Origin of the sequence: Rubripirellula reticaptiva, assembly GCF_007860175.1 — a bacterium.
Lineage (GTDB): Bacteria > Planctomycetota > Planctomycetia > Pirellulales > Pirellulaceae > Rubripirellula > Rubripirellula reticaptiva.
Genome location: NZ_SJPX01000001.1, coordinates 744,105 through 760,478, shown reverse-complemented (window position 1 = coordinate 760,478; position 16,374 = coordinate 744,105). Strand labels below are relative to the sequence as shown.

Genomic DNA, 16,374 nt, shown 5'->3' with positions numbered 1-16,374 from the left:
CCATCACCACTGCGGGTGGCGATCTGTTCTTCGTTGACTGCAACGGACTGATCGCGGGGAAGCGCGCACTCATGTGCCCTCCCTCAGTTGTCGAGATTCTGGTTTGCGTGGCGTGGCTTGAGAAAAGAGTCACCCCGCGAAAGACTCCATCGATCGGCAGCTACGCGATCAAGCACGCTGTGGAGCGATGGAGTGGTCGGTACATCCCGAATGGCGCGGCAATCATCGGTGTCTACCTAGCGGGATTCCCGCAATACTGCGAAGGATACGCCTGCCCCTTGAACACCGATGTCGGCATATCATTGCCGTCCTATCGGCGGTTGCCAGAAGCCAGCGAATTGAGCGTCGAATTCTTGCTGGCCGAAAGATCATGATTCTAGACACCAAAGGCATGCTATCCACGCGGCTTTTCGCGGAGGTAACGCCTCTGATTGTGAAAGCGGTAGTCGGCGATGCAATCGCATTTCCGAAGCCGATCACAATCCAAAAGCCTTCACCGTCGATCGACGGCTTACTCGGACACCACGTAATCGATCTAGTCGGTTCTGGCTTGACGGCGGACACAATTCGAGAAGCGGGTATCTACAGTGTCACCGATCCAAAGATGATCCAAAACATCTTAAACTGGGGGATTTCTACAAAGCGACTTGGTGCCGCGATAGCGTTTCCGTTTGTGGATTTACCAACCGACACGTTTTCAACATTCGCACGACTGAAACCCGATAGGCCGTTGACGAATCGTAAGTATGAACAGCCTCGTGGCGTGGGCAATCGCATTTACATCCCTCGCGATGCCGTGCATCCGCTACGCACTCCAAATGCAACTATCGGCATTATCGAAGGCGAGAAGAAAGCTTTAGCGGCAACGCAATCTAGGCTCCCTTCAATCTCTGTTTCAGGCGTTTGGGGTTGGCAAAAGAAGCGTGAAAAGGACAAGAAAGGAAAGCCAATTGGCGAACGTGTTTTGATCGACGATCTAGCCGGGATTGATTGGCTCAAACGCCCCGTTTGGATCGGCTTCGACTACGACGAAATTCGCAAACCAGGTGTAAATCATGCTTGCGCCGAACTCGCTCGTATTCTGCACAATCATGGTGCATTGATCACGATCATTGAGCTACCACCAGGACCGCGTAAAGCTGACGGCGGACCATCAAAAAACGCAATCGATGATTACTTGGTTCGGAACGGCGATGCCTCGCTACGTCGCCTGATTGACGAACAAGTAAATCCGATAATTGAACCCAAGTCACTTCAAGAATGGCGAGAGGAATTAAAATTGGCTCGCATTGATTCCCTGCGAAAACGCGAAATCAATCTTTGTCGATCACCGACCGGTTCCGGCAAGACCACTGCGGACACCGCCGCAATGCTCTGCGTTTCGAAAAGCCTCATCATTCTGCCGACGCACAACCTTTGCCGCGAATTTGAGGATACGTGCGGCAAAGTTGGTATTGATGCCGTGGCCTATCCCGAAATGTCTGAGAAGACTTGCGACGACTACGAGACCGCTGAAAAGGTAATGAATCATGGGTTGTCGCCATCACAGGCGATCTGCCCTAGCTGTAATTATCGCGAAACTTGCGAGTATCAGTCGTTACTAGAAATTGCAGAACAGTCAGCACATAGCATTTGCACTCACCAACGCGGTGCTATGTCGTTTGAACACTTGGCCGAGGGCCGAGAGTTCATTTCGGTACATGAAGACGCAGCTGAATTTTTACGACCGGGATTGCAAGTGACATCCGGATTCGAACACGTGCGAGCAGTCGCAGACGAAGTTGTCGCTGAGATTCGGCGAAGTCACATCGGTCACGACTACAATCGAAGCGAAGAGTATTTTTTTCATTTGATGAGCGAGATTGCAGTTGAGCTCACGGAGCTCGTTCGGGCGAATGAAACTTGCCAACTAGTGCTCCCAGTTTCAACGACGATGCCTCGCGGTTGCGACAGTCGTTTGTGGAAAGCAATGTCGCAATTGGGAACTTGGCCGCCGGGTGAGGCATTGCGTTTGGTTAAAGCAATTGCAGCTGGGGAAATATGCGAGCTTGTGGTGCGGGTCGACCAGATCAAGAATCACAATGACAGCAAGACAAAAGTACACAAGTCAATCTGTGCGGTGCGACAAACTGTGTTGCCAATTACATCGCCGGTATGGCTCGCTGACGCCACTGCCGACCGCGCTGACATCGAGTCTCTAATCGGTGGTCGATCCTTGGTTGACCGCACGCCTCTGGGAGAACTTGAACAGCTGCATCCGATTTTTCAAATTGCCACGGACGTAAAGAAGGGCACATCCAAGAACAAAGTCGCCGGAATCATTCGTGGATTGCTACCGAAGCTGCAATACAAGCGGATCGGCGTAATTTGTCATCGTCTGCATGTCGCCACCGTGCTAGTTGAGGGGTCCGGGCGAATTGTTCGAGCCGAGCACTTTTTTGGCACTGCGTCCCGTGGGTCAAACGAGTGGCTAGAGCAGTGCGACTGTCTCGTAGTGCTGGGGACACCCAGAGTACCACCAGGGACCATTCGAGATCGATTGCTCAAACTTGGGCTAGTCGGCGCGATGGCTCGCCCTGAGGAGGAAACGAAGTGGGAGAACGATTACTGGTCTGCTACGACGCTATCGGGAAATCGTCAAACGGTCAGGACGCCAGCCTACTGCGATCACGATTGGCACCGAGCCTATCGGCAGATTGTTCAATCGGAGCTGAGGCAGTCAATTGGCAGAGGTCGTGCGGTCACGGAAAAGGGTATCCCTGTCATCGTTGTCACAACCGAAAACCTAGGCTTGAAACTCGTTGAATGCGATGCTGATCCGCTTACGGATTCACAAAAAAAAGTTCTCGATGTAATGAAGGATTTGACCGCTAAGGGAACCTTCGAGGGGCCGGAACAGAAGGGAGCTAACGGAACACTTTCCTACAGGGAAACTAACGGAACAGATCTCTATAAAGACTTAATAGAGAAGTGTTCCGTTAACTCGCACGCGGTCGCGATGGAAGCCGGTGTGACGGAACGTTACGCTCGAAAAATTCTAGGTGAGCTGGCAAGGAAAACTTTCGTTTCAAGAATTGGCGAGCGTGGCGGCTGGCAGTTGCGGGAGCCACGCACAATCTCAAGCGGTTCGGAGTCGCAGTCATGATCCAACTCCTTCATCTGAGGAAAGAACTATGAATGATCCGTCGAGGCAGGAAATGGCGGAGATTGGCAGCCCCACCAACGAAAAGGAACTTCAAGGCGATGATCGTTTGTTTCAAGCATTGGTTTCGGGTTGCCATATCGAGAACGCGGCTGTTGCAGCTGGCATCTCGGAACGAACGGCTTACCGACGATTAGCGAACCCGGAATTCCGAAAACAGATTAACGAAGCACGGCAATCGCTGCGGGAATCCATTCTTGCGCGGTTGGCAGACGCTGGTCATGATGCCATCGGAACACTGAACGAATTGATGGTCAGTAGTGAAGATGATCGCGTACGTTTTCAGGCTGCAAAAACGCTGTTGCACTCGCTCTTGGCGACTCAGCGTCACGACTCGATGTCTAATCGCGAAAATGCAGGCATATCGGCGAAGTTCGGTCCCTTGTCGATTGTTGTGCGAAAGGACAGCGAGGATGTCGGTTCACTCGCGATCGGAACCGATTAATGAGAAATATTGCATTTGTCGTTTCTCGAAGCAAAGACCGGCGCCCACCGAGTGACTACAGAAGACTCAATTGTTGAGAGGCGTTCGATTTCGTTTTTGGCCGGACTGAGCAGGTGCCGCTCTTGAAGAAATGCACGACGACGCACCGGTGTCTGCCATGTAACGAGCAATTTCGGACGTCAAAGACTTTTGATACCGCGTCGCGCCCGCTGAGCTATCTGGTTCGCCGCTTTGGGTTGTCCCGCAAACCTACATGACGAGTACGACCCGATCTCGCCGCTCGAAAGCGAGGCGACCAAACTCGCCAAGCAAATCGACGGTGCCGAAAACGCCTTCGCCGCAACAGCCACCAAGCACGAAGAAGGAATGTCGCCGCTCTACATCCGGCGAAATGAGATCAACGCGAACCGCGACACCGAGTAAGCCGAAACGCACGAATCCATCCTGGCCGACCTGCGAGCCATGTTCGATCCAGCCGATGACACGGTCAGCGCCTTGCAAGAACGCCTGTCGGAAATCGAAGACCGTCTTCTCGGATCGTGATCGATGAGGAACTGTCTCCAATATCGGCGGTATACAGACTTTGCTAGACTTAGATCAGCTTTGTCTGGGGCGCTCGCGAGAGGAGCAGGATCGATGCTGAAACTGAGTGAATGCGTCAAGACCGCTGAAGCAGCCGATATCCTTGGGGCATCGCAAAACACGCTGAGGAAGTGGGCTGAACAGGTGAAGTTGCCGATGGATCGAAATCCTGCGAACGGCTCCTTCCTCGCATGGTGAATGGGGAGATTCCGATATGACAGTCGCGATCGGCACCGAGGTCTACAACGTTGATAATGGGGCTGTCGTTGCGCGTGGTCGGTCGCATTCCGCAGCCCATCGCGATGCGGCGCTCGATGGTTCCGTTCGCGAACTCATTGAGGACGAAAGCGGTCGTAATATGGCCGCCTCCTTAACTGCATCACTTTCATTGACCGGATTTCAAACCGACAATCTCAAGAGCGTGTTGAACTCCGAGTCTGACCCCAAGGATTGGGAGGTTGGAGAAGCGTATAGCGAAGCCTACCTAACGAAACACAAGAAGTGCCATTTCCCGTGGGCTGACCGCTGGGACGAGAAAAAGGAGAAGTCGAGTTTGCCGGGTGCCGACCTAGTCGGGCTTCAGGAAACGAACGACAAGACTTTGCGGCATCGCTTTGCGTTCGGCGAGGTAAAGACCTCGTACGAAGCGAAGCATCCACCGGGAGTCATGTACGGATCTGAAGGGCTTAAACAGCAACTCGATGACTTGCGTGACCAGCGATCTATTCGGGAGACCCTTGTTCGCTATCTCACGATTCGCGCTAGCGGAGCATCCTGGGAGGCTGAATGGAAGTCAGCTATTCAGCGGTTCACGAAATCGAGTACGGACGTCGCAGTGTTCGGCGTCCTTGTTCGCGATGTGCAGCCGAACAAGAAGGATCTCAGCGCAAGGGCGAAAGGGGCTGCCACCAAGAAACCCGCGAAGATGCACATTGAACTGCTCGCAATCTATCTACCAGCGGGATCGATTCCGAATTTGGCAAATTACTATAGCAATAAAAAGACAGCTAAGAAATCGGCCGAGAAAAATGTTGTGACTAAGAAGAAGTTTCCTCGAAACAAGAAGGGAGGGTCATAGCGATGTTAGTCACTGAAGAAGCCCTCCGAGGCGTCGACAAGCATTGGGCGGTCACCGCGATCTCCAAGCCGGATCGTCAGCGAGGAAAGGAGGTTGCTCAAATTAGATTGGTTCGAGCGGCAACCGAACTTCAGATGGAATTGTCATTTAAAGACAAGCCGACTGACGAGGATCTACTCAGCCGACTGGCTTTAGCCTACGAGGTTGCTGCAACCGAGGGACTCGATGCGATGCTCCATGCATCGGCCGGCACCGACGCGTTGCAACAGCAAGCCCAAGCTGGCGCTTGGAGAGCTTTTGAGTTCCGACGGTTGCTGCCAGTCCCGACCGAAGATGATGAGCGAATATTTCACATTCTTCACCTTGCTTCACTCGCCTATTGCGGGGATCGCTGGACAGATCTCCGTCGATGGATGCAAGAAAACAAGTCACTGCTTCGTGCGCCCTCGGTTGTGAATCAGCCATGGGACAAACGGATCTTGTATCGACTTTTCGCCTGCTGGGTACGATTGCTTCGCAAGGATAGCTGGGACGATCTGCACCGCATTCAAGAGATCGTTGCAGGCCTACGGGAGGATCAGGAAAATTTCGAGAGCGAACTACTGGAGGGAAGCGACGGACGTCAGAGTCAAGTTATGGCGCTGAGACTGGTGGCCCTCTACCATTTTGCAAAAGCTACTGAACTGCTCGCGACGTACGTCATTCAAGGAACGCCAATCGGAATTAACGAGAAACTCGATCGACATTTCGATGAAGCATTGAAGGCAGCGCCGGCGTCTCAAGATGCAGCACTGGAAGTATTGCTGAAGTGGCTGCACATAACTTCGAGGAAAATGGTAGCTGGTTCCATCTGGTGGGTCGCCGGGAAAGTGAATTCTCGTGTCACGAAATTCGTGAAGAGTATCACCGAAGGCAGCCAGGCAATGTTCGAGTTGCTTCCTCCGCAGCGTGCGGCACTTCAGGAACAGGGACTGTTGGATCAAGCGGCGCGGGCGATCGTTGTCGACATGCCGACATCCGGTGGGAAGACACTGCTAGCCGAGTTCCGAATGCTGCAAGCGCTTAATCAATTTGAGCAGGACAAAGGCTGGGTTGCCTATGTTGCTCCGACGCGAGCGTTGGTGTCGCAAATTACGCGTCGGCTGAGACGCGATCTTGAGCCGTTCGACGTCGTTGTCGAGCAATTGACTGGAGCGGTCGAGATCGATGCATTCGAGGACGACATGTTGTCTGCTCGAGCAAAAGGGTCGGCGTTCGACATCCTGGTTTGTACGCCAGAGAAGCTGCAACTCGTTCTGCGAAACAATAGGCTCGATCACCGCCCGTTGGCTTTGGTTGTGATGGACGAAGCTCACAATATTCAGGACGAGAAGCGAGGGCTTCGTATTGAATTGCTGCTGGCCAGCATTCAGCGTGAATACAGTCGGGCAAGCTTTCTCTTGCTGATGCCATTTGTTCCAAATTCCAAGGACCTAGCTAACTGGCTTGGAAAGGAGTCCGGTAAAGTCATAAGCATTGGGACAAGTGCGTGGAAGCCAAACGAGCGAATCGTGGGTGTGTTTGACTCGGTCGCGGACCTCTCCGAAAAGGCCGGTTGGCGACTCCGGTTCAAAACGCTTGTTACGACTCCGAACACGATTCACTTAAAGGGAAGGCACAATGTTAATGGTGTAAAACCCCTCAACCTCCCGAAGAGTAAGGTGATCGGAAAACCAACCGTTGAAGCAGCAGCGATGGCGAGCGTGTTTTGCTCCCGTGGCACCAGCATCACCATCGCGACTAATACGAATCACGTTTGGTCAATGGCTCGGCATCTTGCAGCGAACCTCCCAAGGCGAAAACGCATTCACCCTGAAGTCCAACTGGTGCAGCGTTTTCTGGAGACAGAGATCGGCAAAGACTTTGAGCTGATTCAAATGTTGGATCACGGAGTTGCTGTTCACCATTCGGGGTTGTCAGACGAAATTCGATCCCTCGTTGAATGGCTGGCTGAAGAACAGAAGTTGAAAGTTTTATGCGCGACCACGACAATCGCTCAGGGGATCAACTTCCCCGTCTCATCGGTCTTTCTTGCTTCTCATAAGTATCCTTACGGGCAACCGATGAGCCCAAGAGAGTTCTGGAATCTTGCCGGCCGAGCTGGTCGGTTCGGCCAGGACTCGGTAGGCGTCATTGGATTGGCGGGCGGAAACAACGAAGATGATGTAACGCGTTTTGTACAAGAGAGTACCGGCGACCTCGTCTCACGATTGGTTGAACTCTTAGAAGGCGTCCAGGAATTGGGGCAGCTCAATAGCCTTGAGCAGGTTTTTGCTTCGGACGAATGGCGCGACTTTCGATGCTACATCGCTCACTTGATGCGAGAATCCAAATCTCTTAACGACGCTTTGGCCCACACGGAAGAACTCTTGCGAAGCACCTACGGGTACTCCGAACTTCGGTCCAGCAAGTCAAAAGAAGATACCGCGAAAGCCGATGCTCTATTGCGGGCGACGAATGGCTATGTGACCGAAATGTCCAAGCACGAAGTGAATGTCTCACTCGCTGATTCAACAGGCTTTACGCCCGAAGGGGTCAGAACTGCACTCCTTGGACTTGCCAAGCTGGACGAGAAATTAACGGTCAGCGATTGGGAGCCAAGCAGTCTGTTTGGTTCGGCTGCGTCTTCTTCTCTTCCTGAATTGATTGGCGTGATGCTCGCCGTGGGCGAATTGAAAACTTCGCTGGAGGAAATTGGAAAATCGGGAGCCGATAACGAACAGATTGCTAACATCACTTCAGATTGGGTAAACGGCAAATCATTGCGGCAGATCGCGGAGAAGTATTTCGCCGAAGATGGCATAAGCATGACCATGGCAGTATCGAAGGCTTGCAAAGCGGTTTACCGAAATCTCTGTAATGCAGGCCCATGGGGCTTATCTGCATTGAGCAAAATGCCAACGTCAGGTCTCGACTTCAACAGTTTGCCGGAGGACGTCGCGAGACAAATTAATACGCTGCCCTCGATGATTTACCACGGTGTGAAGACCGAGTCGGCTGTTTTATTGCGAATGAACGCAGTTCCGAGAAGCGTTGCAGAACCGCTGGGCAGAAAGTTTTCAAGCGACGTCAAAGACAGCAAAAGGTCGGTAAAGTCTGCCCGTGACTTCTTGCATTCGCTGACGGACAAAGAGTGGAGCGCTGCAGCCCCGAAAAGTGCCACGATGACGGGGGAAGACTATCGAGAGGTCTGGAAACAGCTTTCTGGGGAGACTGAATCGTGACAGGGGCTTATTCCGAGGTTCAGCTTGTTCAGCAGACGATGGCGTACAGGTCAGCGGAACGAGCCGCTGTCATGGACGTTCTGGGCCACTGTCCGCAATTCGACAAGCACTTCAAGACACCCAGGGGGGACGACCGATCCCGAATCAGTCGACCGTTGGCGTATGGGTGTTGCCAGTTGTTGGCCCGACATGATTCGACGCTCAAGCCACGACCGTCCGACGTGGCACTATCAACTTGTGGCGACTACCGTACTCGGCGACGTGACGCCACCGGATCCGCCTGGGCTGCTGCCGTCCGATGCTACTCTCGACACTCAAGGTTTGCGCATCGGCCAAGCGACCGAGCTTTGCGTCAAGGTTCTTAGCGACAAGTCACGATCGAAAGCCGACCGAGCAATTGCCCTCTGCTGGGTTCTTCATCTTTTCGTGGACGGTCATCAGCCGTGCCATGCTTGAAGCTTGTACGCTCCGACTTTTCCTAAGGTGATCGTGGTGGTAACTCAATCCGTTTCAGCGGTCGCGGGAAACTTTACTCCGCTTGGGACAACTTGCTTGGCGGCAGTGCATCGGCTGGCGACGTACGCCGGCGTGTTGCCGAACTGGAAAGCGTTGACGTCCCGTTGGAGCGTTCGGCCGTCTGGTTAAGGCCATCGACGTGGCTTGCTGAGTCGTCAGAGCTTGGTCGCACTCACGTTTACACAGGCGAAATCACGGAAGCGTCCCATTCGTTGTTGAAACTCTTGATGGTCTTTCGGTTGGAACGTTGTTCATGGATTGCGGGGCGTTCTTGGGTTAGCGTGCGATACGCATTAAGAGCATCGGAAAGCGCGAGTTCAAGCACAGTGTTACGTCGTCATTGCGTCGATTTCACTGGCTTCTTCTCCCTCTGTCGAGTCATCGTGCACGCTGTCGAAAATATCAATTTGCGTTGCGACATCAGACAAGAAATTGATAAAAGTTTCAATGTCATCAGGGTTTACAGAATCTTCGTCAGGACCTGTCGGAAGTGAATCCAGGAATCTTGTATAGTCCGGAACTGAATTAACCCAATCCTGTATCGCAATTTCGTCAAGCAGCTGACTCGGTGCGATCGCGTCTATGTGCGTCGTTCGTAGGCAAAGGTTCACTGCTTTAGCCAGTCGTTTTCCAGCGACGTCATTCAGTGGTGATCCGCCATTGCCTTCGGTCAGGAACTTAACGCACGCGAGCGCAAACGCTTTATGGTGCAGTGTGTCGAGCGATTGCCATGAGATTGAGAATCGCGTGGTAGACATCGCTTTCTCCGTCAATGAATAATCACTTCCGTTCCGTGTCATTTCGGCTGCCCACCAGAGTCGTCCGAGTGCATTGCGGCTGTTTTCGCCAATGAACCGTCCTATGTCGATTAGGCCTTTGCTCGGCCCCTGGGTTGAAGTATGACGCCACCGTACAAAATCAGGAAACGCGGCAACATTTAGATAAGCCCACAGTTCTCTTCTCGAAGCTTCTCGACGGGTTAGTCGCAAACTAGCGTGAACGCGGGGAGCTAACCAAGTGTCTGCTTTCTCCACCTGAGCACCAAACCTTGATTCCGCCTCAGCCACGATTGCAGCCAGCGATTCAAGGTCAATATCACGGTGGAAATCATCTTCAAATTCAGTTGTGTCTAGATTCGATCCGTTAAGTGATCGAAAGCTTTCGTCCAGCAACGTCCGAACTGACAATCGTAGATTACGAAGTTTGTTTTGATTCGTCATGGAATACTCCTGCTCGGTTTAGCTTGTGTAGTGATTTTCGAAGTGCCGCATTGCTATCGACAACTTCGCCGACGACGGCTTCCGCTCTGCCAAGGAAAATTGCCGAACTAGTTCCGGATTTCCAATCATTAGCTGCGAGATTCAGCAATTCTTGGTCGGTCTTGTCAGGAGCGATTTTTGGAAGAACTTTTTTCAAAACTTCGCTCTGCCATTCCTTGCTTGGCCAGTTCGCGTCCGACTCTTCCTCTCCAGGTTCAACGGACATCACCGAGTCCAGCACCAGTGCCATCCATACGCTTCGAGCGATTGAATAGCGATGTGCGTCATGGAGTGCCAATTCAACTGGCGCTCGGTCTTTTCGGTCTTGAAGGAGTGCGTAGAGTCCCTCGAAATCCTGATTTAGATAGACGACTGGCACTGGGCCTTCAAGCTCGACAACATGGGTTGATTCGGGATACTGCTGAGCCAGGGCAGGAGCTTCGGGGGCGCGGAAAGAAACCCACGCGACACGCAACGCGCCACCGACTTTCAGTGAGTTTGGTTCATCCACGAAAATCCACCAAGGATCGCTGGAACCAACTACACGGCCTGCGAGTCCATTTGCGGTCGCTGATGCAGTTACTGCAAGGTCAACTCGCCCGGCAAACGAATCGCGATCGACGCTCACCGAACCAGTCCATCTTCCTCGTTCGGTTGGCGAGCGAAACAGCTCGACACTGCTACGTTGGTTTGTTGGCCGACAGTTTAGCGAGGCGAAGACACGCAATTCGCCATGGTCAGTTTCGTATTGCTGGACGATTTCTGGCTGAATAGCAACGTCTAATGTTGCATCAAGACGCTTCCATTTTGGGTCGAAATGATCGTGCATTGCCACAAGTTGCTTTTGCTCCAAAACGATCTTGTCATCGAGAGTTATTCCATCGACGACGGCTTTAGTTATCGACGCCTGGAGAGGAACGGGTAAAGTTGGATAAGGGAATATTGGATTCATTTGATTTAGCCTTCTAGCTTCATTTTTCTAAGTTCAACAGAAACACACGATTGAAGTGCAGGCACCGGATGGTCCTTTACACTGCTGGTTCCACGAAAAACAATCTCTCGAGTCTTCGGGTTTGCTACGAGCCAGTCGCCTTCCATAGCACAATTGTGAATCGGCTCGATTTTTTCCCACGAGACGGGTTGCCCGCCACCTGATTCGGCTAGAAAGAGCAAGACTGGCTTTGCAAATCTCCTTTTCTTGCTTTGAGTGAATCTGCATTTGCACTCAATCACCCATCGTCCATCTTCATCAACTCGACTGCTAACCGGAGTAACTCGTGGACGTTCAGCAGAGGCTCGTGTATCGCCTCGTTCTGTGCCAACACGAAATAGTTCACGAATCGCGTCGGGGCCGTTACCAAGGTCTCGGGCGTCAGCCTTGACGAGTTCGCGAATTCGTTCCTTCGCAGCCTGAATAAACGACGACACATTTTTTCCACATCCCCACTCGTAGCTCGCTTTTAAGTCAGGCGTGTTAGTCCAGTCGTTGTGAGCGGGCGGTTCAGCGGCCCGCAAAAACAAATCGGCTGCGTCGGCCTCGGGAGTCGAATCAACCGCCAATCCTGCCAGGAGTATTGCGTGGAAGTCCCTCGCCCCAAGACTGATACCCTTCAGCGAGACCTTCTTTACCACCATTCCAGGCCCGCGAAGCATCACCAGTGAGTTGCATGATTCACTCTTGCATTCGTCCTCTGCGTAGCGAACCAACAAAAGGCCATCGTGTTGGAGTTCTTTCGATTGCCCCGATTTCTTTTTCTTGGAGACAGTCAGGCTTACAGGGGCTGCAACGACATCGCCCGTTTCGGCTGGCAATTCTGCCAACTCTTCGTTTCGCCACGCTGTAATCATTTTCGCGAACTCTGGGGCATGCTCGCGTGGGTCAACTTGGACCGAAGTTTTCGGAGATTTCTGATTGTAAGATTGTCGTCCGTCGTAGGTCTCGACTGCAACGGACAGTTTCCCCCAAAGCATGGCTGGAAAGAAGTGTTTCGCGGAGGCGGTCTCGATTTCCGAAGCTAGTTCGGCAAGCTCCTTTTCTTGGTCAGAGCTCGGGTCGTGGAAACCAACCACACATGCAGAGGTTCCCTCGCCAACTCCGCGACGGTTTATATAGAGATCGTTTGCTAGGACTTGGTTCTCCCACAGTGAGTTCACTCGCTTTGATTCGTCGTCAACATCGCCGAACCATCCTGGTCCTGCGTATGCGTTGGAGTCAAGCTCGTGCCACGTTAGGTCCGTTCGTCCGATCAACCGTAGCTCTTTCTTACCGTTCTCAGGCTTAATCAAGTCAGAGCAGAAAAGAACGGTTGCAAATCGGGATGCTCGCCATAGCACTCCTTTGCCTAAACCAAAGGCTCCCCCCTTGGACGCATTCCCTTCTTTATTGGAGTCAAGATTGTTACGGCAAAGCGCCGCGAACTTGCCTTCGCCAGCCTCCGGTCCGATCAAGCCGGTCGTCCCCGAATCTTCCACGACAAGCAGTAGAAGCTCATCGCTGGATTGAAGGTGCTGAAGGTTGGTGTCGAGTAGCGTTCCAAGCTTTTGTTCGGTGCCCGCAGACGCTTCGAGGTGCGAGTAGAGTCCTCCCCACTGCAGTGCATCGAAGTAGCTCTTCAGATCTTGACCACGGAGCCGAATCAGCTTGAACTTGACTTGGACATTCTCGCCTTCGCCCGGCAACGCCGCATCACTGGCGTTCTGTAACACTTCGCGAACAAAGCTCTCAATAGTTGGATCAAAAGCCCACACGTTCGCGTTGCCGAAGTCTCTGGCTCCATCCGATGGGGCATCTCGAAAACACCAGCGATCACCTTCTGAGTACTCTGCTCGAACAGAGGCAGGATCTTGAAGGGCGGCACGGCCCTCGCCGAACTTTAGATGAGAGGCGGTAACTCCCAATAACTGAGATATTGCTTCAAGGTTATCCTCCGATGGCTTCTTCTTGTTTGTACACCATTGGGACACTGCGGGCTGGGATGTGTCGAGAGCAACGGCAAGGTCTGTCTGTGATTTCCTTGCTGCCTTCATTGCCTTTTTTAGTCTTTCGCCGAGGTTTTCCATCTTTTTCTCCAACGGATAATTGGCATTACCAAGAAGGGCTAAGTTATAACCTTTAGGTTATATTGTCAAGTCTCGTTTTACTTCGAGTGCTTTTTTATGGCGGCTTGAGTTCAGCAAGAAGTCGTAGTGCCGCTCCTCTCCAGTCTATTTGACAGCTTTCGGCGGTTGTGGATGTCCAAACCCTCTCCAGCAAAGGCGACCGCTTGCGCAATCTCCGTCGCTCGGGTCATCGCCTTCGCCGTGAGCGGCAGTTGTCCGGTTCCGACGAAAGAAACGATCGTTTGCGGAACGTCGCTCCCTTCAAGGCTTCGTCCCTGCTCCGCATTCCCTCGTGACTATGCACTGGAGCGTCGTCGGTTCGGGCCGGGCTTTGGAGCTCGGTTCAGCCGGCCTGCGGGGAAGTGGTTCAAGCGTCAGTCGTTTCGGTCGGTTAGGGCCGCCTGCACGGCGCAAATGGACGTCCAACCGAAAAGCGGTATGTACCGTTTTGGCTACCGCGGTCGACTGTCAAATACCGCGAAACGCGGAGAATCCGTGATAGCACGCGAGAGGGCTTGAGAAAGCTGCAAACTGGTCGCTATAGTGCACTAACGCCGGATAAATGCTGAAAACTGGAACGGCCAAAATAATTTTCACACGGCAGAGGTCACAGATTCGAGTTCTGTATCGCCCATCCTGTACCCCGCCCGATGCAATGTCTGGCGGGGTTTTTCGTGCGCTCGAGCAGGCGCAGCCTCTCGTGAACGTTGCTTGCGGGCTTGCAGGCAATCGCTCTCTATCCTGCGTGCAGCAATTGACCGGTTTGGCTCAGGCTAAGTCTCGTTTGGGGATCACGGCGAACCAAGATGCGATCGATAGCAGGATCATGATTGCTAGGAATAGCGTGATTGCTGGATCGAAGCTTTCGTAGTGATCCCGCGACAGGCCCATCAGCAATGGTCCGCAGCCGCTGCCGGCTACGGTCGCGCACCAAGCAGTGCCACGGATCGCGCCCAGCGATTCGCGGCCGTAGTAGCGGACCCAGACAACCGAGCCGACCGCCAATAGCAAGCCTTGGCCGCCGCCGAAAAATACGGTGAATGTGTGCAGTGTCGTTTCGCTTCGCCCGACCAGCAAAGAACCGATGCCGATGCACAGCATCGCTGTGCCAACGCCAAGCATTCGATTCAAACGCGCAAAGTCAGCAAGCACTCCACCTCCAAGTTGTCCGGCCAACATGCACAGGCCGAAAGTCTTGAACAGGTTGCTGGGAACGCGGGCGTCGAAACCACGCTGTTGGCAAATGGTATAGAGGTAAAACACAACGCCCGTTCCGATGAGCGCCCAGGCCAAGTTCGTCACGGCGAGGATCCAAAACGCTGGCGTCTGTATCGCCTGAGCGAATGTCAGCGACGGCTCGGTCTCAATTTTGATGGGCTCGTCAAGGCCGTCATTCTTGGGGACGGCGCCGGAGTTGAGCGTGCGATGCGGTTGCCCGCCATCGACGCACTGACCAATCTCTTCAGGTCGATTCCGAAAGAAGATCAACACAAGTGGCAGGGTGCAGACCGTGACCAATAACGCGATCCCCTGATACGTTTGCCGCCAGCCGATGGAATTGATGGAGTCGGCAATCAGCCCCGGCACCCAAGCGAACGCGAGTGCTGTTCCGATGCTCATCATCGCCGACACTCGGCCGATGCGATTTCGAAACCACATCGAGATCGCATTTCCACTCAACAAGCTCAATGCTCCCTGACCGAGAAAACGTAGTAGGAAGAAAACCAGCAACAAATTCCACCAGCCCGATGCAGTCGCGGCGAGCCAGCAGGTTGCCGACACTCCCAGAACAGCCGACGCTGACAACCACTTCAATCCGAAACGATCCGACAGCGGACCGACAATGGTGAGTGGGATCGCCGCCAAGAACGTCCCCAACATGTAAGCCAATGTGAGATGACTGTCACTCATCGCAAACGCTTGGCGAAACGACGGCGTGAACGCGCTAAAGGCAAACGTTTGCCCAGGGCTGGTTGTGATTTGCAGCACCATCGCAAGCGGAATCATCAAGTATCCGTAGAAAAACGGCAGCCTGGCGGCCAATGTATCCGAAGCCCGGTGGAGCATTACGCTTCGCTTAGAGAGAACGTGAAAGCCTGTTTTGTAACGACAATCGCGTTCTCCACAATCTCAGTGAAACGATTTGCCCAGGCGCACCGTGCTATAAGCACTTCGGCAATCGAGCACTCGGGCGCTGCAGTTCAAGGACTCAGAAACTATTGAGCACCGCGCACGCGCGGCCGAAGTCGACCGACAGTTCACGGAAGTCCCCGCCGGGTTGATGGATGGCACCTGATGGAAGTTCCCTTTGTCCAGAAGCAGCTTTGAGTTCTGCGCGGGTGTGCGAAGTGCGTGGAGGTGGTGCTGGTGGCTGGTACCTTGGGGGCGAGCCATTACAATTCAGTGAAAGGCAGTTTGTGTGGATGGACTTGTGTTCGAATCCGCAGAATCACTTCTGCCAGAAATTGGCCATTGAAATTAAAGAGACTTTGTGGACTATCCGGTAATCGTGACAGCAATCTTCGGAGCTTTTGTCGTCTTTGGAGGAGTCATCGGGTATGTCAAAGCGGCAAGCAAAGCTTCTTTGATCGCCGGCAGTATCACCGGCGGACTCCTCCTGCTGTCGGCGTTTCTGATTGCGAGAGGCATCACAGCGGGGGCAATTCTTGGGATCGTTGTCTCGCTGGTGTTGCTTAGCCAGTTTGGCCCCTCGTTGCTGAAGAAGTTCAAGGTCATGCCAAACCTGTTGATTGTCGTCCTGGGATTCATCACCGTCGGCACACTTGCTTTCAGTTTTTTTCAATAGGTTCCAGGAATCAACGCGGATGGCGGCAGTTCGTCATGGACGATTGCCCTCAATAACATTCGCGCTAGTTGGTGAACACTGCGCAGAGGGCCAGGGTCTCGGAATCTAATCTGTCCAACATCTC

General features: G+C 53.1%; 13 protein-coding genes. 9 read left to right on the top strand and 4 right to left on the bottom strand.

The features are described from left to right. Positions 1-71: 71 nt before the first annotated feature. The 8 genes from Poly59_RS29210 to Poly59_RS29205 all read left to right on the top strand — a co-directional run bounded on the left by Poly59_RS29210 (position 72) and on the right by Poly59_RS29205 (position 9,215). The gene (locus Poly59_RS29210; protein WP_186775983.1) at positions 72-374 is read left to right on the top strand and encodes a hypothetical protein; all 303 of its coding nucleotides are present in this window, start codon (positions 72-74) and stop codon (positions 372-374) included. Then, entirely contained in the window at positions 371-3,145 is a 2,775-nt protein-coding gene (locus tag Poly59_RS02835; protein WP_186775982.1) for a DUF3854 domain-containing protein, read from the top strand. The genes Poly59_RS29210 and Poly59_RS02835 overlap by 4 nt, the downstream gene beginning before the upstream one ends. A gap of 28 nt (positions 3,146-3,173) precedes the next feature. Continuing rightward, complete coding sequence (locus Poly59_RS02830) at positions 3,174-3,647, top strand: hypothetical protein (RefSeq protein ID WP_146532534.1); 474 nt, start codon at positions 3,174-3,176, stop codon at positions 3,645-3,647. Between the two features lie 231 nt (positions 3,648-3,878). After that, the gene (locus Poly59_RS02825) at positions 3,879-4,070 is read left to right on the top strand and encodes a hypothetical protein (RefSeq protein ID WP_146532533.1); all 192 of its coding nucleotides are present in this window, start codon (positions 3,879-3,881) and stop codon (positions 4,068-4,070) included. A 373-nt stretch (positions 4,071-4,443) separates the two neighbouring features. Further along, complete coding sequence (locus Poly59_RS02815) at positions 4,444-5,307, top strand: hypothetical protein (RefSeq protein ID WP_146532531.1); 864 nt, start codon at positions 4,444-4,446, stop codon at positions 5,305-5,307. A gap of 2 nt (positions 5,308-5,309) precedes the next feature. Then, positions 5,310-8,570, top strand: coding sequence for a DEAD/DEAH box helicase (locus Poly59_RS02810; protein ID WP_146532530.1), 3,261 nt, complete (start codon positions 5,310-5,312; stop codon positions 8,568-8,570). Between the two features lie 162 nt (positions 8,571-8,732). Beyond that, complete coding sequence (locus tag Poly59_RS02805; RefSeq protein ID WP_146532529.1) at positions 8,733-9,026, top strand: S1/P1 nuclease; 294 nt, start codon at positions 8,733-8,735, stop codon at positions 9,024-9,026. A gap of 36 nt (positions 9,027-9,062) precedes the next feature. Further along, entirely contained in the window at positions 9,063-9,215 is a 153-nt protein-coding gene (locus tag Poly59_RS29205) for a hypothetical protein (protein ID WP_186775980.1), read from the top strand. A gap of 200 nt (positions 9,216-9,415) precedes the next feature. Here Poly59_RS29205 and Poly59_RS02800 read toward each other — a convergent pair whose 3' ends face one another. The 4 genes from Poly59_RS02800 to Poly59_RS02785 all read right to left on the bottom strand — a co-directional run bounded on the left by Poly59_RS02800 (position 9,416) and on the right by Poly59_RS02785 (position 15,511). After that, positions 9,416-10,306 (bottom strand): DUF6339 family protein, encoded by an 891-nt coding sequence (locus tag Poly59_RS02800; protein WP_146532528.1) that lies wholly within the window; start codon positions 10,304-10,306, stop codon positions 9,416-9,418. After that, the gene (locus Poly59_RS02795) at positions 10,281-11,174 is read right to left on the bottom strand and encodes a hypothetical protein (protein WP_146532527.1); all 894 of its coding nucleotides are present in this window, start codon (positions 11,172-11,174) and stop codon (positions 10,281-10,283) included. Before Poly59_RS02795 ends, Poly59_RS02800 begins: the two co-directional genes overlap by 26 nt. Positions 11,175-11,302: 128 nt before the next feature. Then, the gene (locus Poly59_RS02790) at positions 11,303-13,405 is read right to left on the bottom strand and encodes a helix-turn-helix domain-containing protein (protein ID WP_146532526.1); all 2,103 of its coding nucleotides are present in this window, start codon (positions 13,403-13,405) and stop codon (positions 11,303-11,305) included. Between the two features lie 807 nt (positions 13,406-14,212). Beyond that, on the bottom strand, positions 14,213-15,511 hold the full coding sequence (locus tag Poly59_RS02785; RefSeq protein WP_146532525.1) for an MFS transporter: 1,299 nt from the start codon (positions 15,509-15,511) through the stop codon (positions 14,213-14,215). 424 nt (positions 15,512-15,935) lie between these two features. Between Poly59_RS02785 and Poly59_RS02780 the strand changes: the two genes are divergently transcribed. Further along, the gene (locus tag Poly59_RS02780) at positions 15,936-16,250 is read left to right on the top strand and encodes a TMEM14 family protein (RefSeq protein ID WP_146532524.1); all 315 of its coding nucleotides are present in this window, start codon (positions 15,936-15,938) and stop codon (positions 16,248-16,250) included. The last annotated feature ends 124 nt before the right edge of the window (positions 16,251-16,374 follow it).